The organism is Bordetella genomosp. 13, assembly GCF_002119665.1.
In the GTDB taxonomy this organism is placed as follows: Bacteria; Pseudomonadota; Gammaproteobacteria; order Burkholderiales; family Burkholderiaceae_B; genus Bordetella.
This window is the reverse complement of record NZ_CP021111.1, coordinates 5237847-5255837: the sequence shown is the minus strand read 5'-3', so window position 1 is coordinate 5255837 and position 17991 is coordinate 5237847. Positions and strand designations below refer to the sequence as shown.

The 17991-nt window shown below is 68.2% G+C and carries 7 protein-coding genes; all 7 read left to right on the top strand.

Translation table 11 applies throughout. The features are described 5' to 3' along the window. Positions 1 to 19: 19 nt before the first annotated feature. The 7 genes from fusA to CAL15_RS23715 all read left to right on the top strand — a co-directional run bounded on the left by fusA (position 20) and on the right by CAL15_RS23715 (position 17987). Entirely contained in the window at positions 20 to 2122 is a 2103-nt protein-coding gene (gene fusA, locus CAL15_RS23745) for an elongation factor G (protein ID WP_086080757.1), read from the top strand. Positions 2123 to 2203: 81 nt separating this feature from the next. Then, positions 2204 to 3394, top strand: coding sequence for an elongation factor Tu (gene tuf / locus CAL15_RS23740; protein ID WP_086080756.1), 1191 nt, complete (start codon positions 2204 to 2206; stop codon positions 3392 to 3394). 64 nt (positions 3395 to 3458) lie between these two features. After that, positions 3459 to 3770, top strand: coding sequence for a 30S ribosomal protein S10 (gene rpsJ / locus CAL15_RS23735; RefSeq protein WP_003806903.1), 312 nt, complete (start codon positions 3459 to 3461; stop codon positions 3768 to 3770). A 222-nt stretch (positions 3771 to 3992) separates the two neighbouring features. After that, on the top strand, positions 3993 to 4685 hold the full coding sequence (locus CAL15_RS23730) for an STN domain-containing protein (protein WP_086080755.1): 693 nt from the start codon (positions 3993 to 3995) through the stop codon (positions 4683 to 4685). Between the two features lie 13 nt (positions 4686 to 4698). Continuing rightward, a complete protein-coding gene (locus CAL15_RS23725) occupies positions 4699 to 5211 on the top strand; it encodes an RNA polymerase sigma factor (RefSeq protein ID WP_086080754.1) in 513 nt (170 codons plus the stop codon). Then, positions 5211 to 6155, top strand: a complete 945-nt coding sequence (locus tag CAL15_RS23720; RefSeq protein ID WP_086080753.1) for a FecR family protein — start codon at positions 5211 to 5213, stop codon at positions 6153 to 6155. The genes CAL15_RS23725 and CAL15_RS23720 overlap by 1 nt, the downstream gene beginning before the upstream one ends. Before the next feature lie 156 nt (positions 6156 to 6311). Further along, positions 6312 to 17987 (top strand): filamentous haemagglutinin family protein, encoded by an 11676-nt coding sequence (locus CAL15_RS23715; RefSeq protein WP_157666729.1) that lies wholly within the window; start codon positions 6312 to 6314, stop codon positions 17985 to 17987. The last annotated feature ends 4 nt before the right edge of the window (positions 17988 to 17991 follow it).

Genomic DNA, 17991 nt, shown 5'->3' with positions numbered 1-17991 from the left:
TTAACTGGATTAACCCACCATGGCCCGCAAAACCCCGATCGAGCGCTATCGCAACATTGGTATCTCTGCGCATATCGATGCAGGGAAGACCACCACTACCGAACGCATCCTGTTCTACACCGGCGTCAATCACAAGATTGGCGAAGTCCACGATGGCGCAGCCACCATGGACTGGATGGAGCAAGAGCAAGAGCGCGGCATCACCATCACGTCGGCAGCGACGACGGCGTTTTGGCGCGGCATGGGCGGCAACTACCCCGAACACCGCATCAACATCATCGACACCCCGGGACACGTGGACTTCACCATCGAGGTGGAACGTTCCATGCGCGTGCTCGACGGCGCCTGCATGGTGTACTGCGCGGTGGGCGGCGTGCAGCCGCAGTCCGAAACCGTATGGCGCCAGGCCAACAAGTACGGCGTGCCCCGCCTGGCCTTCGTCAACAAGATGGACCGCACCGGCGCCAACTTCTTCAAGGTCTATGACCAGCTGAAGACGCGCCTGCGCGCCAACCCCGTGCCCATCGTGATCCCGATCGGCGCCGAAGACACGTTCGCCGGCGTGGTCGACCTGGTCAAGATGAAGGCGATCCTGTGGGACGAAGCCAGCCAGGGCACCAAGTTCGACTACGCCGACATCCCGGCCGAACTCGAAGGCGTTGCCGCCGAATGGCGTGAAAAGCTGGTCGAGGCCGCCGCCGAGTCGTCCGAGGAACTGATGAACAAGTACCTCGAGACCGGCGAACTGGAAGAGGCCGAGATCAACACGGCCATCCGCCAGCGCACCATCGCCGGCGAAATCCAGCCGATGCTGTGCGGCACCGCCTTCAAGAACAAGGGCGTGCAGCGCATGCTCGACGCGGTCATCGACTACCTGCCCTCGCCGATCGACATCCCGCCGGTCGAAGGCACCGACGATGACGGCAAGGAAGTCACCCGCAAGGCCGACGACAACGAGAAGTTCTCGGCGCTGGCGTTCAAGCTGATGAGCGACCCGTTCGTGGGCCAGCTGACCTTCGTGCGCGTGTACTCGGGCACCCTGAAGTCCGGCGACACGGTCCTGAACCCCATCAAGGGCAAGAAGGAACGTATCGGCCGCATCCTGCAGATGCACGCGAACAACCGCGAGGAAATCAAGGAAGTTCTGGCGGGCGACATCGCCGCCGTCGTGGGCCTGAAGGAAGTCATCACCGGCGAAACGCTGTGCGACATCGACTCGCCGGTCACGCTGGAGCGCATGGAGTTCCCCGAGCCCGTGATCTCGCAGGCCGTCGAACCCAAGTCGAAGGCCGACCAGGAAAAGATGGGCCTGGCGCTGTCGCGCCTGGCGCAGGAAGATCCGTCGTTCCGCGTGCGCAGCGACGAAGAATCCGGCCAGACCATCATCTCGGGCATGGGCGAGCTGCACCTGGAAATCATCGTCGACCGCATGAAGCGCGAATTCGGCGTGGAAGCCAACGTCGGCAAGCCCCAGGTGGCCTACCGCGAAACCATCCGCAAGACCTGCGAGGAAATCGAAGGCAAGTTCGTCAAGCAGTCGGGCGGTCGCGGCCAGTACGGTCACGTCGTGCTGAAGCTCGAGCCCCTGCCCCCCGGCGGCGGCTACGAATTCGTCGACGCCATCAAGGGCGGCGTGGTGCCTCGCGAGTACATCCCCGCCGTGGACAAGGGCATCCAGGAAACCCTGCCCGCGGGCATCCTGGCCGGCTACCCGGTGGTGGACGTGAAGGCCACGCTGTTCTTCGGTTCGTACCACGACGTGGACTCGAACGAAAACGCGTTCAAGATGGCGGCCTCGATGGCCTTCAAGGACGGCATGCGCAAGGCCAGCCCCGTGCTGCTCGAGCCCATGATGGCCGTTGAAGTCGAAACGCCGGAAGACTACGCCGGTACCGTGATGGGCGACCTGTCCTCGCGGCGCGGCATGGTGCAAGGCATGGACGACATCGTGGGCGGCGGCAAGACCATCAAGGCCGAGGTTCCCCTGGCCGAGATGTTCGGCTACGCCACCAACCTGCGCTCGCTGACCCAAGGTCGTGCGACGTACACGATGGAATTCAAGCATTACGCCGAAGCGCCCAAGAACGTCGCTGACGAAGTCATCGCCGCTCGGGCCAAGTAAGAAACCGCCGCGTTCTTCATGCGAAGGACGCGGCACCCCCAAATATCCAAAGTCTCCTTGCAATCCAGAAGGATATAGATCATGGCAAAAGGCAAGTTTGAACGTACCAAGCCGCACGTGAACGTGGGTACGATTGGTCACGTTGACCACGGCAAAACGACGTTGACGGCGGCGATCACGACGGTTCTGTCGACGAAGTTTGGCGGCGAAGCCAAGGGCTACGACCAGATCGACGCGGCGCCGGAAGAAAAGGCGCGCGGCATCACGATCAACACGGCGCACGTGGAATACGAGACGGAGAGCCGTCACTACGCGCACGTTGACTGCCCGGGCCACGCTGACTACGTGAAGAACATGATCACGGGCGCGGCGCAGATGGACGGCGCGATTCTGGTGGTGTCGGCCGCTGACGGCCCGATGCCGCAGACGCGCGAGCACATTCTGCTGAGCCGCCAGGTTGGCGTGCCGTACATCATCGTGTTCCTGAACAAGGCCGACATGGTGGACGACGCCGAGCTGCTCGAGCTGGTGGAAATGGAAGTTCGCGAACTGCTGTCGAAGTACGACTTTCCGGGCGACGACACGCCGATCGTGAAGGGTTCGGCCAAGCTGGCGCTGGAAGGCGACAAGGGCGAGCTGGGCGAGCAGGCGATCATGGCGCTGGCGCAAGCGCTGGACACGTACATCCCGACGCCGGAGCGCGCGGTCGACGGTGCGTTCCTGATGCCGGTGGAAGACGTGTTCTCGATCTCGGGTCGGGGCACGGTGGTGACGGGCCGTATCGAGCGCGGCATCGTGAAGGTGGGCGAAGAAATCGAAATCGTGGGCATCAAGCCGACGGTGAAGACGACGTGCACGGGCGTGGAAATGTTCCGCAAGCTGCTGGACCAAGGTCAGGCGGGCGACAACGTGGGCATTCTGCTGCGCGGCACCAAGCGCGAAGACGTCGAGCGCGGCCAAGTGCTGGCCAAGCCGGGTTCGATCACGCCGCACACGGAGTTCACCGCCGAGGTGTACATCCTGTCGAAGGAAGAGGGCGGCCGCCACACGCCGTTCTTCAACGGCTATCGTCCGCAGTTCTACTTCCGTACGACGGACGTGACGGGCACGATCGACCTGCCCAAGGACAAGGAAATGGTGCTGCCGGGCGACAACGTGACGATGACCGTCAAGCTGCTGGCCCCGATCGCCATGGAAGAAGGCCTGCGCTTCGCCATCCGTGAAGGCGGCCGCACCGTCGGCGCCGGCGTCGTCGCCAAGATCATCGCCTAATCCAGCGATGCCTCGTCGCGAAGGCGGCTGATCCGCCTTCGCCTCTCGTTCTTTAGGAAATGCAATGAAAAACCAGAAGATCCGTATCCGCTTGAAGGCTTTCGATTACAAGCTGATCGATCAATCCGCCGCCGAGATCGTCGACACCGCCAAGCGCACCGGCGCCGTGGTCCGTGGCCCCGTGCCGCTGCCCACCCGCATCCGCCGCTACGACGTTCTGCGTTCGCCGCACGTGAACAAGACCTCGCGCGACCAGTTCGAGATCCGCACTCACCAGCGCCTGATGGACATCGTCGATCCCACCGACAAGACGGTCGACGCGCTGATGCGCCTGGACCTGCCGGCCGGCGTGGACGTGGAAATCGCGCTGCAATAAGGCATTCGCCTGATGCACGGGGACGCGCGTCGCGCGTCTCCCGGACGGCGGCCCTACCGAGAGGTGGGGCCGCCGTTTTTCTTTGCAGCCGAGCCGGCCATCCTGTTTCAGTGATGTGTCACGACTCGGTCAAATTGCCTGCCTAGACTGGCTTCCTTTCCACGCTCTTGGGGCTGCGCGCACCGCGCTGCGCCCCCTGACCGGGACCCGTCTTTCGACCCGATGAACCGCACATGGTACCGACACCAGCCGCGCATCGTGGCTGGGTTCATGGTGGCCGTCATGTCGTGCGCCATGCTCTGCGTCGCTATGGCCTCCGATGCTCATGCGGACACGCAAGCCTCAGCCCCGCTGGACTTCGACATACCCCGGCAATCGCTGCAGGCGGCCCTGGAGCAGTATGGCATTCACACCGGGCGGGCCTTGCTGTACGAAACCCGCGCCCTGGCCGGGCGCCTGTCATCGCCGGTCGTCGGCCGGTACACGCCGGACGCCGCGCTGCATCGCCTGATCGAAGGCACAGGTGTGCGTGCGGACTACGTCAATGCGCACGCGTTCGTGCTGTCGGTGGTGGGCGCGCCATCACGCAAGGCCGATCGGCTTCCATCGGCGAAAGAGCGGTACTACGGTCTGCTGCAAGCCGGGATAGAGCAGGCGTTGTGCGGCGACCCCGCCACCGTGCCCGGTGCGTATCGCGTCGGCATGCGTTTCTGGCTGGACGGCGCCGGCGTGATGCAGCAGTTCGAGCTGGTCGGCTCTACCGGCGACCAGGGCCGCGACCAGAAGATCGTCGCCCGGCTGCGTGGTTTCAGCGTGGGGGCACGGCCGCCATCCGGCTTGCGGCAGCCCATGACGGTCCTGGTCGAGCCCCGGGATCGCGCCGCCACGGGCGACTGCGTGGCGCGGCTGGACTGACCAGGCAAGAACGATGAGCACGTACACGCTGGCCGACCTGCGCAATTTCCTGATCGATCGCTATGACTCTCTCAAGCGCCGCCTTGCCTATCAGCTGGGCAGCGAAGAGCGTGCCGGCGACGCGCTGCACGATACCTGGCTGCGGCTGAACGGGCGCGACGAATTCCAGCCCGTCGAGAATCCGCAGGCCTTCGTGTTGCGTATGGCTGTCAACGTGGCGGTCGACCGCTGGCGCAAGGACACGCGGCTGGTTTCTGCGTCGGAAATCGACGACCTGCTGCAACTCGACGATCCCGATCTCGGGCCGCGCCATAGTCTCGAGTCGCAGATCGAACTGCAGCAGCTGCTGCGCGTCCTCGACGAGTTGCCTGAGCGCCGGCGGCAGATATTCCTCGCCATCCGTATCGACGGCGTTACGCGCAAAGAGTTGTCCAGGCAGTACGGCATTTCACAACGCGCCATCGAAGCCGAATTGCGCCGCGCCCACGACTACTGCGCCGAACGGCTGGACAGGAGCGGTGCGTGATGTCCGATCCCATTCTCGAGCGGCAGGCGCGCGAATGGCTGCGCCACCTGACTTCCGGCCAGGCCACTGGCCGCGACGTCAGGAAGTTCGAACAATGGCGCGATGCCAGCGCCGAGCATCGGGCAGCCTGGAACCAGGCGCGCCGCACTTGGCGCGACCTGGGCGATCTGGGGCGCACCTGGCGCGAGCGGCGGCCCGCCGGCCAACCGGTTCGTTCGCGGCGCCGGATGATCCTGGGCGCGGGATTGGCGGCCGGCGCCGCCTCGGCGGCCGCGCTGGCGGCGTTTCCGCCGCTCGCGCTGTGGCCGTCGATGCGCGAATGGGGCGCGGACTACCGCACTGCCGTGGGCGAGCAGCGCCGCGTGGCACTGGCCGGCGACGTGCGCGTCGTCATGAACACGCGCACCAGCCTGTCGGCCTGGCTCGAGGCAGGCCAGCAGCGCGTTGAATTGCTCGAAGGCGAGGCAACGTTCGAGTGCACGCACGTGGATCGGCAGCTGCAGATCCAGGCGGGCGCCGGCAGCGTCCGGGCCGGAGTGGCCAGCCTGGGCGTGCGGCGGCTGGGCGGAAGCGTCCTGATCACCTGCCTGGACGGACAGGCCGACGTCCTGCATGGCAGTCAACGGGTCGCGCTGCGGACAGGACAGCAAGTGGCCTACGACGACCAGGGCCTGCAAGACGTCGTGACGGTCGCCGACCCGCTGGCGGCCGCTTCGTGGCGCGACGGCGTCGTGGTGATCGATGACCTGCCGTTGCCCCAGGCCGTCGATGAGATCAACCGCTACCGCCCCGGCCGGGTGGTGCTGGTCAATGACGCACTGTCCGAGCGCCGGCTGAGCGGGCGGTTCCCCATCGGCGACATCGACGTCGCGCTGGTCCAGATAGAACGTCTGCTGGGCGCGACGCTGCGGCACGGGCCCGGCGGGCTGGTGTTCATCGCCTGAATGGCGCGCGCTGCCCTACTGATGTATCCAGACATAAAAATTTAATCAGGGACGAGCTTCTGGTTGCATGGCGCCCACGCGTCTATGCGGGGTAACGGTTCCGTGCGGAAGAATCCGCCGGCACACCGCTGGTTCAAGTTTTCCGGAATCCTTCCCATGCCCGTTCGTCGTGTGCCCCGCGCTGCCGTTCCTGCCTTTCCTTCGAAGCCCACGGTGTTGCATGCCGCCCTGGCGGCGCTGCTGCTGGCCGGCGGCCTGGCTTCTTCCCAGCAGGCCCGTGCCGCCGGGGCCTGGTGGTCGGCGCAGGGCGCCGCACGGGAAAGCGTCTCCGGCGCTGCCGGCCTGAACGCCGCCCGCGCCAAGCGCGCCCAGGCAGCGTCCATGCAGTCGACGAGCCAGCGCCAGGCCGCCGCGCAGACCGGCCGGATGGTGGCCAATGCCGGCCGCACGGCGCAGGCGATCGCCGCCGAGATGGCGCGCCAGCAGCGGGAGCGCGACAAGGAGCTGGCCGCCATCTCGTCCATCCCGGACGGCGTGGCCCTGGGCGGGCTGCAGCAGGACCTGGCCGCGGGTTGGCAGGGCGCCGACCAGACGCTGCGCACGAGGCAGGAGCAGGGCCGCACCGAAGTCGCCATCAAGCAGAACGAAGACAAGGCGATCCTGAACTGGAAGACCTTCAACGTAGGCAAGAACACCACCGTGCGCTTCGACCAGAGCGCGGGCACCGACGCCAAGACCGGGCGCAACGAATGGGTGGTGCTGAATCGCATCACCGATCCCAGCGGCAGGCCCAGCGAGATCGCGGGCCAGATCAAGGCCGAAGGCGGGGTGTATCTCATCAACCGCAATGGCGTTGTCTTCACCGGTTCCAGCCAGATCAATACTCGCAGCCTGGTGGCTTCCAGCCTGAAGCTGACGGACGAGCAGTTCAAGGCCGGCCTCAACGTGCGACTGGGCGCGAACACGGGTGACCCGGGCTACTGGAGCGGCCTGGAGATCGCCGTGGGGATTCCCACGTTCGGTGAAAACCCCACGACCATGCCGGCCGATTCGTCCGTCCTGTTCGACGACATGGGTCCCGCATTCGATCCTGGCACCGCGCCCGGCGACGTCAAGGTGTTGGCCGGCGCGCGGATCGATGCCCAGGGCGGCCACGTGCTGATGTTCGCGCCCAAGGTCAGCAATGCCGGCAGCATCCGGACCCCGGAGGGCCAGACGCTGCTGGCCGCTGGCGAAAATGTCTGGCTGGAAGCCAAGGGCAGCAGCCCGACCGTGCGCGGTTTCGATGCCGTCGCCTCCTCGGTGAGGCCCTGGGCTTTCCCCGCCAGGTTCCTGCTCAATCCGCGGACAGGCCCCGGGTTCGACCAGTATCTCATCGGACGTATCGTGTCCGACATCGTGCCGCTGATGGAGCGCCGCGCGGCCGAGGTCGGGTACAGCGTGGAGAACACCGGCATCGTCCAGGCCGATCATGGCGACATCACCCTGGTGTCGCGCGAGATCGACCAGAACGGCGTGCTGCAAGCCAGCACGGCGCTGAACAACCGGGCGGGCTCCATCCGCCTGCGCGCCTGGGGCCAGGGCGTCTACAACATCGACAACAATGTCGACCCCTCTGCCACGCACCTGGTGTCCTGGTCGGGCGGCAAGCTCACCGTGGGACCGGACAGCATCACCCAGGTCGTCAACGACTGGCGGGACACCACCCAGATCGAAAGCGGCGCGCTGGCCAACCGCTACCAGCCCGGCCGTATCGAGCTCTACGGCAAAACCATCGACGTGCAGGCCCGCGCCCAGGTCACCGCCGCGGCGGGCAACATCGACATCCAGGCCCAGGCCAACCCCGCCGCCGAACCTCGCCACATGCAATTCGGCGACGGCAGCCGCATCCTCATCGGGGCAGACGCCACCATCAGCACCGCCGGCCTGCTGGAAATGCCGGTGGACATGGCTGCCAACTTCGTCGAGGCCGAACTGCGCATCAACGAGCTGCGCGACTCTCATCTGCAAGCGGGGACCTGGCTGTACGGCAGGAAAGTCATCGTGGACCGCCGCAAGTCCGGCGTTTTCGACGGCCTGATGGCGGGCGTGGAATGGGTGTCCGACGATTCCGGCAAAGTGGTCAAGGGCGCCTGGGTCGGCACCCCGCTGGCGGACGTGACCGGGTGGGTGGGCAATGGCCTGGTGACCCTGTCCGAACTGGCGGCGCGGGGCGGCAATATCACCATCCAGTCCAACGGCTCGATGATCACGCGGCCGGGCTCCATCCTGGACGTCTCCGGCGGGTCGGTTCGCTACAGCGATGGCTGGAATACCGAGACTCAGTTGCGCGGCGCGGACGGGCGCGTGTATTCGATGTCGTCCGCGCCGGCGGACATGACCTACGTGGGCATCGCCGGCCAGTACCAGCACACGCACGCGCGCTGGGACGTCACGCGGACCTATGTGAACCCGTTGTGGCCGCGGCGGCGCTGGGAGCAGGGGTACGTCGAAGGGCGGGAAGCGGGTTCGCTCGAAATCATCGCCGGCAGCGCCTACATCCTGGAGGGCGAGATCAAGGGTTCGGTACAGCCGGGCGACCGCGCACAGGAACAGTCCGACCTGCCCCGAGCCGGCCGCCTGACCATAGGTTCCAACCGGGCGCAGGAAGGCTTGTGGACGCTGGGCCAGGTCATCATCAGCAATACGCCGACGCTGCTGCCTGGCGACTTCACTATCGACAGCCCGCTGGGCCGGGACGCCTTCCTGGCCGGACCGGAAGGACAATCCGCCGGTACCCCCGCGGGCGCGGGCCGGACCACCTGGCTGTCCGCCTCGGCATTGGGCGATTCCGGCCTGGGTTCCATCGAACTGAACCTGACCGCCGGGTTCACGCTGGAAGAAGGCGTGGTGCTGAACCTTGCGCCGGGGAGCCGCTTCGCGGCCCAGGTCTACGAAGGCGCGGGCAACCCTGGGAACTTCGACATTCAGGGCCATCTCATCGCGCCAGGCGGCAACATCGTCCTGAGCGCGGGCGGTGTCGCGGACAGCGTCCTACGCCTGGGGGCGAACAGTGTGCTGAGCACCGCGGGCCAGTGGGTCAACGACGCCGCAGGCGGCGGCGTCACGCTGGGCCGGGCCATCCATGGCGGAGGCATCATGCTGGGCACGCCGGTGAAAGAGGGCCTGGGCACGGTATACGGCAAGGTGGACGTGGCGGCCGGCGCGGTGCTCGACGTATCCGGCGGCGGCTGGCTGCCTGATGCCGCGTCGGCGGGCGGTGGGTCCCGCGGGGTGCGGGCCGGCAACGGCGGCATCATCAGCCTGATGGCGTTCGACAATGCCGCGCTCGGTACGCTGGACCTGCGGGGCTGGTCGGGGGGCGATGCGTCCCGGCTCAGCCTCATGGCCACCGGGGACGTGCAGGTGGGCGGCGCCGCGTCCGAGGCAGGGGCGGCGCCGGGTGCGGTGCAAACGCTGCATCTGCCGGAAGCGCTGTACAGCGACCGCGGCTTCGGCACGATCGGCATCCGCTCGCTCGGCGGGGATATCGTGGTCGCGGAGGGGGCGCAGGTTCGCATCCTGCCCAAGGTATGGGACATGTCGGCGCCGCAGGCGCTGCGGGCACTTCCCAGTGACGATTCACTGGGCCGCGTGCTGACGCCCCTGGCACTGGACGAACTGGACGGACGCGCCCGCGCGGCACGCGCCCCCGGCGGCCTGTCGCTGTCGACTGGCGCATCCGGCGGAAGCATCCGCATCGAGGCGGGCTCTCTCATCCAAGTGGATCCTGGCGGGTCGGTCTCCCTGGACGCCGATGGGTCCGGGACGGCTTCCGTGGCCGGCCGCATCCTGGCGCCGGCGGGCACGCTGGACATCCGTGCCAAGACCGCCTTGACGCTGGCGGACGGGGCCGAGCTGCTGCTGCCCGGGGTGGCGCAGATCTTTCACGACCCGGCAACGAATCTGCATCGCGGCCAGGTACTCGCGGGCGGCACGGTTTCGCTGACTGCCGGGTCGCTGGATGCCAGGGCCGGCTCGCTGATCGACGTGTCCGGCGCGCGGGGCACGGTGGAACACTGGGCCCGCGGCGCGACCGCGCTCGACCGGACCCGGCGCACGGCGCAGGAGGTGGGCAGCGATGGCGGAGCCGTGGCGATCACGGTGGAAGGGGGCGGCGCCATCAACGCCACGCTGCGAGCCCACGGCGGCAATGCGCAGGCGGCAGGCGGCTCGCTGTCCATCATGGACACCAGCTCGGCCGGCAGCCCGTCCGGGGATCTTGTGAACCCCGACGTCGGGTCCTTCCTGTTTTACCGGACGCCCGCCGGAATGACCGGAACGCATACGTTCGACGGAATACAGTACACGCGCGTCATAGGCACCAGCGCCAACCTCGACGTATTCGACGAATACGCCGGTGACGTCAGGATGGCCAGCGCCATGCGCACCGCGATCAACAGCTCCCTGCCCACCTTGGTGTCCGGCAGCAGCGGGCTGGTCATCGACGCGGGCGCGGCGCTCGCCCCGGGCGCGGGTGCGGGCATCGCGCCGTGGGAATACAACACGGCGATCGATCAACGGGTCGTCGACCTGCTCAACAAGCACTTCTGGAGCGGCACCGGGACGGCATTGAGCCACAAGATCAGCATCGGCAACATCGCTACCGCGGACAGCACGTTGCACGTCGCGTCGGCGACGCTGCAGAACACGGGCATATCGACGCTGGAGCTGCATTCCGCGAAAGTGGGCATACAGGTGTCCAGCGGGGTGGATCTCAATGTCGACGGCCGCCTGCGCATCACGGCTCCGGTCATCAGGAGCGATGGCAAGGGCGGGGTGGCGCGCCTGCACGCCAATGCGCTGCAACTGAAGCCGTTGCCCGGCACGGTCGGCAGCGCCGCCGGCAATGTCGGCGAACTGATTCTTTCGGCCAGCCAGGTCCTCGACATCGCGGGCAGCAGTGTGAAGGGCGACGCTTCGCAAGCCTTGAACGTCAGCGTGCGCGGCTTCGAGCGCACCTTGCTGGAAACCGGCGACCTGCGCTTCGTGGCGGAGGCATACGGCGAAGGTAATGCCGACTACGACGACGCCAACCTGCGTGCCACGCTGGACGTGGACGGGGCGGTGGAAATCAAGGCGGCGCAGGTCTATCCGGCCACGGCCGTCACGGCGCGCATCCGGTCGGACCAGTCCATCACCGTGCGAGGCAACGGCAGCGCCGCGACGCCGCTGTCGGCCGGTGGCAGCCTGACGCTGACCGCGCCCATCATCGAGCAAGCCGGCGTACTGCGAGCGCCCTTCGGACAGATCGTGCTGGACGCCAGCGAGCGCCTGTTGCTGGGCGACGCCAGCCTGACCTCGGTGTCCGGAGCGGGCCTGGGCGTGCTCTACGGCACGTTGCGCAACGCCGAGTACTGGCTGGACCCAGCCAACCCACAGGGCCGCAATCGCGCGAATCTTAACGACGGCAGCGTCCTCGACGAGAACCGCTATCTGTCGTCGCTGCCGGAAAAGCGCGTATCCCTGCAGGCGCCGGACGTGAGCATGGCCGCAGGCGCGGTGGTGGACATCGCGGGCGGGGGAGATCTGTACGCGTGGGAGCACGTACCCGGATCGGGCGGCTCGCACGACGTGCTGACGCTGCCGGGCATGTACGCGGTGCTGCCGCGCTACCACGGCCTGTCGCCCGATATGCGCGGCGCGGGCGATGCCGCCGGCCGCGAGGTGTGGCTGGCCGGGGGCGGCCTGGATGCCGGCTGGTATACGCTGCTGCCGGCGCACTATGCGTTGCTGCCCGGCGCCTTCGCGGTGCAGGCGACGGGGCGGGTCTTGCCGGCTGGGGCCGCGTCGCGCGGCCAGGTGGCCACCCTGCGCGATGGCTCGGTGATCGTGGCCGGTCGGGTGCAGGACACGATCAGCGGCGCGCGGGAGGCCACCGCCTCGGCATGGCGCGTGTCGTCGGGCGACCTGGTGCGCAAGGTCAGCGAATACAACGAAGCCCAGGCCAACGCCTTCTTCGGCTCGGACGCCTTCAAGCTGACGCAGTACCGCCTGACGGGGCAAGACGTCGTCACCCCTCGGCTGCCACGCGACGGCGGCGCGGTCGTGTTCAAGGCCACGAACACCCTGGCCCTGGACGGGCAGCTGCGCTCGCATCCCGACCAGGGCGGCCGCGGCAGCCTGGTGGACATTTCCGCCGACAGAATCGCCATCGTCGGCGCCGGCCAGGACGGCAGCGACCTGCACGCCGACGGCTACCTGATCGTGGATGCCGGCAGCCTGACGCGCTTCGGCGCGGGCAGCCTGCTGGTGGGCGGCACACGCACGGGCGACGCGCGGGGCCTGCAGGTCGACGTGGCCGCCAGCGACGTCGTGCTGCGCAACACGGCCGACTCCGTCTTGAGCGGACCGGAAGTGATCCTGGCCGCGACCAACCTGGTGTCGATCGAATCGGGCAGCGTGCTGCGCGCCCATGGCCAGGCTTCCGGCGAGGACGCGGATCTCGTGCTCAAGCCGCAGGTCGCGGCCGAATGGAACGACAACAACACCCCGAACGACACCAGCGACGACAGCATCACCACGCCTTCCAGGGACTGGGGCGCGCTGGTGCGCGTGGGCAGCGGCCGGGCGGTGAGCGCGCTGCGCGAGAACGTGGATACCACGACGGGCGGCCAGGTACGCATCGGCGCGGGCGCCCTGCTGGAAGGCGGCGCGGCGCTGCTGATCGATGCCACCAACACGACCGAGATGGCAGCGGGCGCACAGTTGTCGGGCACCGCCTTGTCGGTGGCGGCGGGCCGCATCGGCATCGGCGGCGGTAGCGCGGGCCTGGCGCTGGACGCCGCCGCGCTGGCACAGTTGTCGCGCACGCAGGCGCTGACATTGCACAGCTACAGCAGCCTGGACTTTCATCGCGCGCTCGATATGCGCGGCCTGGCGCAGGTGGTGTTCGACGCCGCGGCCTTGCAGGGCGCTGGCGCCGATGCGGTACAGGTGCGGGCCGCACGCCTGACCCTGCAGAACACCGGTGCGCAGGCCGTCGGCGTCGGCACGGGCAGCGGCCGTCTGGAACTGATGGCCGACGAACTGGTGCTGGGCGCGGGCGACAAGTCCATTTCCGGCTTCGGCCAGGTGCTGCTGTCGGCCAGCCAGCGCATCGTGGGCGAAGGCAGTGGCGCCCTGGATGCCGGCACGGCGGCGCTGACGCTGAGCGCGCCGGTGCTGCAGGGCCGCGCCGGCGCCGATCAGGCCGTGCGCACGCAGGACGGGCTCGTGTTGCAGAAGACGGCGGACATGGACGCCGCGGCGCTGGCCGAACTGGGCAAGCTTGCGCTGGGCGCGCGCCTGAGCCTGGCCGGCCAGGGCGTGACGGTCGGTCTGCCGGTGCTGGCGCTGGGCGGCAGCATCACGGTGGATGCCGGCACGGGTGACCTGACGGTCACTGACCAAGGCAGCCTGCTCGCGGGCGGCCTGGAGAAAGTGTTCTTCGACGTGCCGCAATACGTGGATGCGGGCCAGATCAGCCTGGCCACCCGGGGCGGATTGATCGACCTGGCCCCGGGCAGCGTGTTGGACCTGTCCGCCCACAAAGACGGCGGCAATGCCGGCAGCCTGACGGTGGATGCCTCGGCCGGCGGACGCGTGCAATTCGGCGGCGCGTTGCAGGCGCGGGCCGGCGCCGGCACGGACGGCGGCCGCTTCGCGCTGGCCATCGACCGACTGGCCGACTTCGGCGGGCTGGCGCAGACGCTCAACGAGGCCGGCTTCAACCAATCGTGGCAGCTGCGCATCCGCCAGGGCGACCTGACCATCGCGGGCGCCACGCGTGTTTCCGACTTCGAAGTCATTACCGACCGGGGCGTGATCACCGTCGACGGCACGGCGCACGTCGAGGCCAGCGCCGTCTATGGCGGCAGCATCCGCCTGGTGGGGGGCGGAGGCCTGGTGATGCAAAGCGGCGCTGTGCTGGCCGCCCATGCCACCGACGCCATCGACGGCCTGGGCAGCAGCCGCATCACCCTGGAAGCGGTCGACGGCAACCTGCACCTGGCAGGCGGCACGCTGGATCTGAGCGGTGGGGAAGGCGGCAGGCTGCGGGTGCGAGCGCAGCGCAATGCGGGCAACGACGGCCTGAACGTCACCGCGCTGGACGCCGTCGTGCAGGGCGCGCGGTCCACCGTACTGGAAGGCGCGCGCAGTTACGCCAGCGCGGATGGCACGGTGGAATCCGTCAAGGCCGCGGCCATCGGCGAAGCGAATGCCTTTGCGGGCAACACCGGCATCCTGGCCGGTCTGGGCGGCAATGCGGCCGCCTACACGCTGGCCGCCGGCATCGAGATCACCAGCGCCGGGAACCTGACGCTGGGCAGCGACTGGAACCTGAATGCCGACTTCGGCGCGACCCACCGCGAAGGCACGCTGACCCTGCGCGCGGCGCGCAACCTGAATATCGACGGCCACCTGAGCGATGGCTTCGACGCGGTCGACCGCGGCGGCAGGCTGGCCGCCGCCCCGTCGTGGAATCTGCGCCTGGTGTCGGGCGCGGACCTGGCCTCGGTCGACGCGCTGGCCGTGCAGGCAACGGGCGCGCTGGCGGCCGATGCCGGCACGATCCGCGTGGGCACGGCCAACGTCACGCCCGGCAGCGGCGGCGCGGGCAAGCTGGTGCGTACCGGCACCGGCGACCTGACGGTGCGAGCAGGGCGCGACGTGGTGCTGGCGCACAAAGAGTCCGTCCTGTACACCGCGGGCAGTGCCGAGGCCAACCCGACGCTGGGCGGTGGTTTCAGCACCGCGAGCGTGGATGCCCAGTACGGCGCCGACGGCGGCCACGTCGACATCGCGGCACAAGGCAGCGTGCAGGCGCCCACCGCGCAGGGTTCGCGATCGGATCACATACTGACCGAATGGCTGTTCCGCCAGGGGCGTTATGGCGGCGACCTTGAGAATCCCACCGGCTATTACGATGCGTACAACGTCGGCAATTCCTGGGATGTTCCTCCGAACATGTCCGCAAGAGGCCAGCAGCCCAGCTGGTGGGTCAACTACGCGACCTTCCAGCAGGGGCTGGGCGCGCTGGGCGGCGGCAACGTGCGGCTCTCCGCTGGCGGCGATCTGGTCAATCTCGTGGTTGCGCTGCCCAGCACCATGCGGGTGACGGGCGGGCGTTCGGCCGACGATGCGGCGCCGGCCATCGTCATCCGCAATGGCGGGCAGCTGCAGGTGAAGGCGGGCGGCACCCTGAAGGCCGGCCAGTACTACGTGGGCCGTGGCGCGGGTCAGATCGAGGCAGGCGCAAGCGCCGTCGGCTATGCCCTGACCGGCACGTCGAGCACGTGGCCCTTCTCCGCCTACCGCTACGACATCGCGCCTGTGCTGGCGTTGTCCGATGCCACGCTTACGCTGAAGACGTACGGGGATCTGGTCCTGCAGACCGTGATCGACCCCATGGAAATACGCCGCGCCTACTTCGACCAGGCCGACAGGGACGTGTCGGGTGCCTCCAGCCACGGGCTCTTCATGAGCAGCTTCACCGAGCGCAGCGCGCTCAAGCTGGTGTCCACCGGCGGCAATGTGCGCCTGGAAAACCAGTCGGAATACGTGGCGGGCAACGACACGGCCAATACCACTCAATTGGTCAGCGGCGTGACCGATACCAAGCTGCAGACGGACAGGCTGGGGCTGTACCCGGCCAAGGTGAGCGTGTCCGCCCTGGGCGGCAGCATCGACGTCGGCGGCCTGCTGGCGATGGCGCCGGCGGCTACCAGCGACCTGTCGCTGCTGGCCGCCCAGGACCTGCATTTCCTGCGGGGCGGCAGCCTTCTGAATACCGGCGCCATCGTCATGGTCCAGACCACGCTGGACAAATGGCCGTCGATACTCACGTCGTGGACGGGTCTCACGACGATGCTCAGTGGCGGGTCGGCGTTCGGAACTCCCCTGAAGGGCGCCCATGTGTCCAATACGTTCCTCACGAACATGCTGAACGGGGGGATCTACGACAATCCCGATGCGCTGCCCATGCAGGCGCATGACTTCGCGCCCAGCCGCCTGTACGCGGCCAGTGGCTCCATCACCGACCTGAACCTCATCGCGTCGGAATCGGTGCGCGTGCAGGCCGGCACCGACATTCGCAACTTCGAGCTGAGCGGGCGCAACCTGCGCGCCACCGACACCACTTTGCTGGCGGCGGGCAACGACATCCTGGCGGTGGAGAACCGACCCCTGTCGCACGTCTATGCGACATACGGTGGAAGCGCGGAGTCGTACTACTACGACCGGGGCAGCCGCGCCGCCCTGCAAGGGCCGGGGGAACTGCTGCTGCTGGCCGGGCGCGACATCCAGGGGAACAACCTGTCGCTGTACTCCAATGCCAACCGGTATTGGGATTACGTCCCCGCACTGCCGCGCGTTTTCGAGCCGAACGTCATCAAGGCGCTGCCCGACGAAGGCGCCGACATCACGCTCATGGCGGGCATGAACGCGGCGCCCAGCTACGGCGCCTTCGAGCAGGCCTACCTGAACCCCGCGAACGTGGCGGCCATGCCGGGCTATCTGAAGACCACGCTGACCGATGGCACGACGGTGCCGCTGTACCTGGTCGACGGCGTGGAAGCCCGTGGCGATTTGAACAAGCTGGCGCGCCGCGGCCTGGTGTCCTTCGTGGAGGGAATGCTGGGCGCCGGAAGGGTCGCCAGCCTGACCGGCTCCGAGGACGGCAAGCTCACCCCGCAGCAGGCCTGGGATCAATACCAGCAATTGCCGGCGTTGGCGCGCCAGCAATTCCTGCGCCAGATATTCATGTACGAACTACGCGAGGGCGGCCGCGACCAGAACGACGTGAATGCGCAGGGCCAGTCCAGCAACGGCGGCTATCGGCGCGGCTACGCGGCCATCGACACGCTGTTCCGGGGCACGGCGGCCGCGGACCAGCCCGTGCGCTACGCGCAGGATCTGCCGGACGATTGGCGCAGCGCTTGGACGGGCGCGGGCGATATCGCGTTCACCCGGCTGGCGGCGCGCACGCACCAGGGGGGCGACGTCAACGTCTTTACCCCCGGGGGCGGCCTGCAGGCGGCGGCGCTGGGCGCGGCGGTGCCCAACGGCTACGGCCTGGTGACCCTGGCTTCGCCGGGGCAGATCAACGTGTTCGCGGACCGTGACATCGTCGTCAACCGTTCGCGCATCCTGTCCTTCGTCTCGCAGGCCGAGCCGCTGGGCAGCGACCAGGTGCTGTGGTCCACCCGCGGCGACATCGACGCCGGCCGCGGCGCCAAGACGGTGCGCGTGCCGCAGGCGCCGGAAGTCACCGCGGACCAAGACGGCAACATCACCGTGCGGGAAAAGCGCGACATGAGCGGGGCCGGGATCGGCACCGTGGGCGAGGGCGACGTCGACCTGGTGGCCCCTGGCGGCACCGTGAACGCCGGCGATGCGGGCATACGCGTGGCGGGCAACTTCAACGTGGCGGCGCTGCGCGTGTTGAACGCCTCCAACATCCAGGTGGAAGGCGAGTCCAAGGGCGTTCCGGTGGCGGCCTCGGTGAACACCGGCGCGCTCACCAGCGCCAGCGCGGCGGCGAGCAATGCGGCGACGGCGGCGCAGGAGTCGGTGTCGCGGGCCCGCGACAAGTCGCGGCAGGCGCTGCCGTCCATCGTGACGGTGCAGATCCTCGGGTTCGGAACGGATGGCGCTGCCGCGCCGCCCTCCGCCCCGACGCGCGGCCCTGCGCCGACAGGCCAGCCCGTCAGCTACCGCCCCGAAAGCGCCATCCAGGTGCTGGGCGACGGCGAATTGCCGCCCGCGCAGCAGGCCAGGCTGGATGCCGCCGCGCAGAGGGGTGGACGGTAGGGCG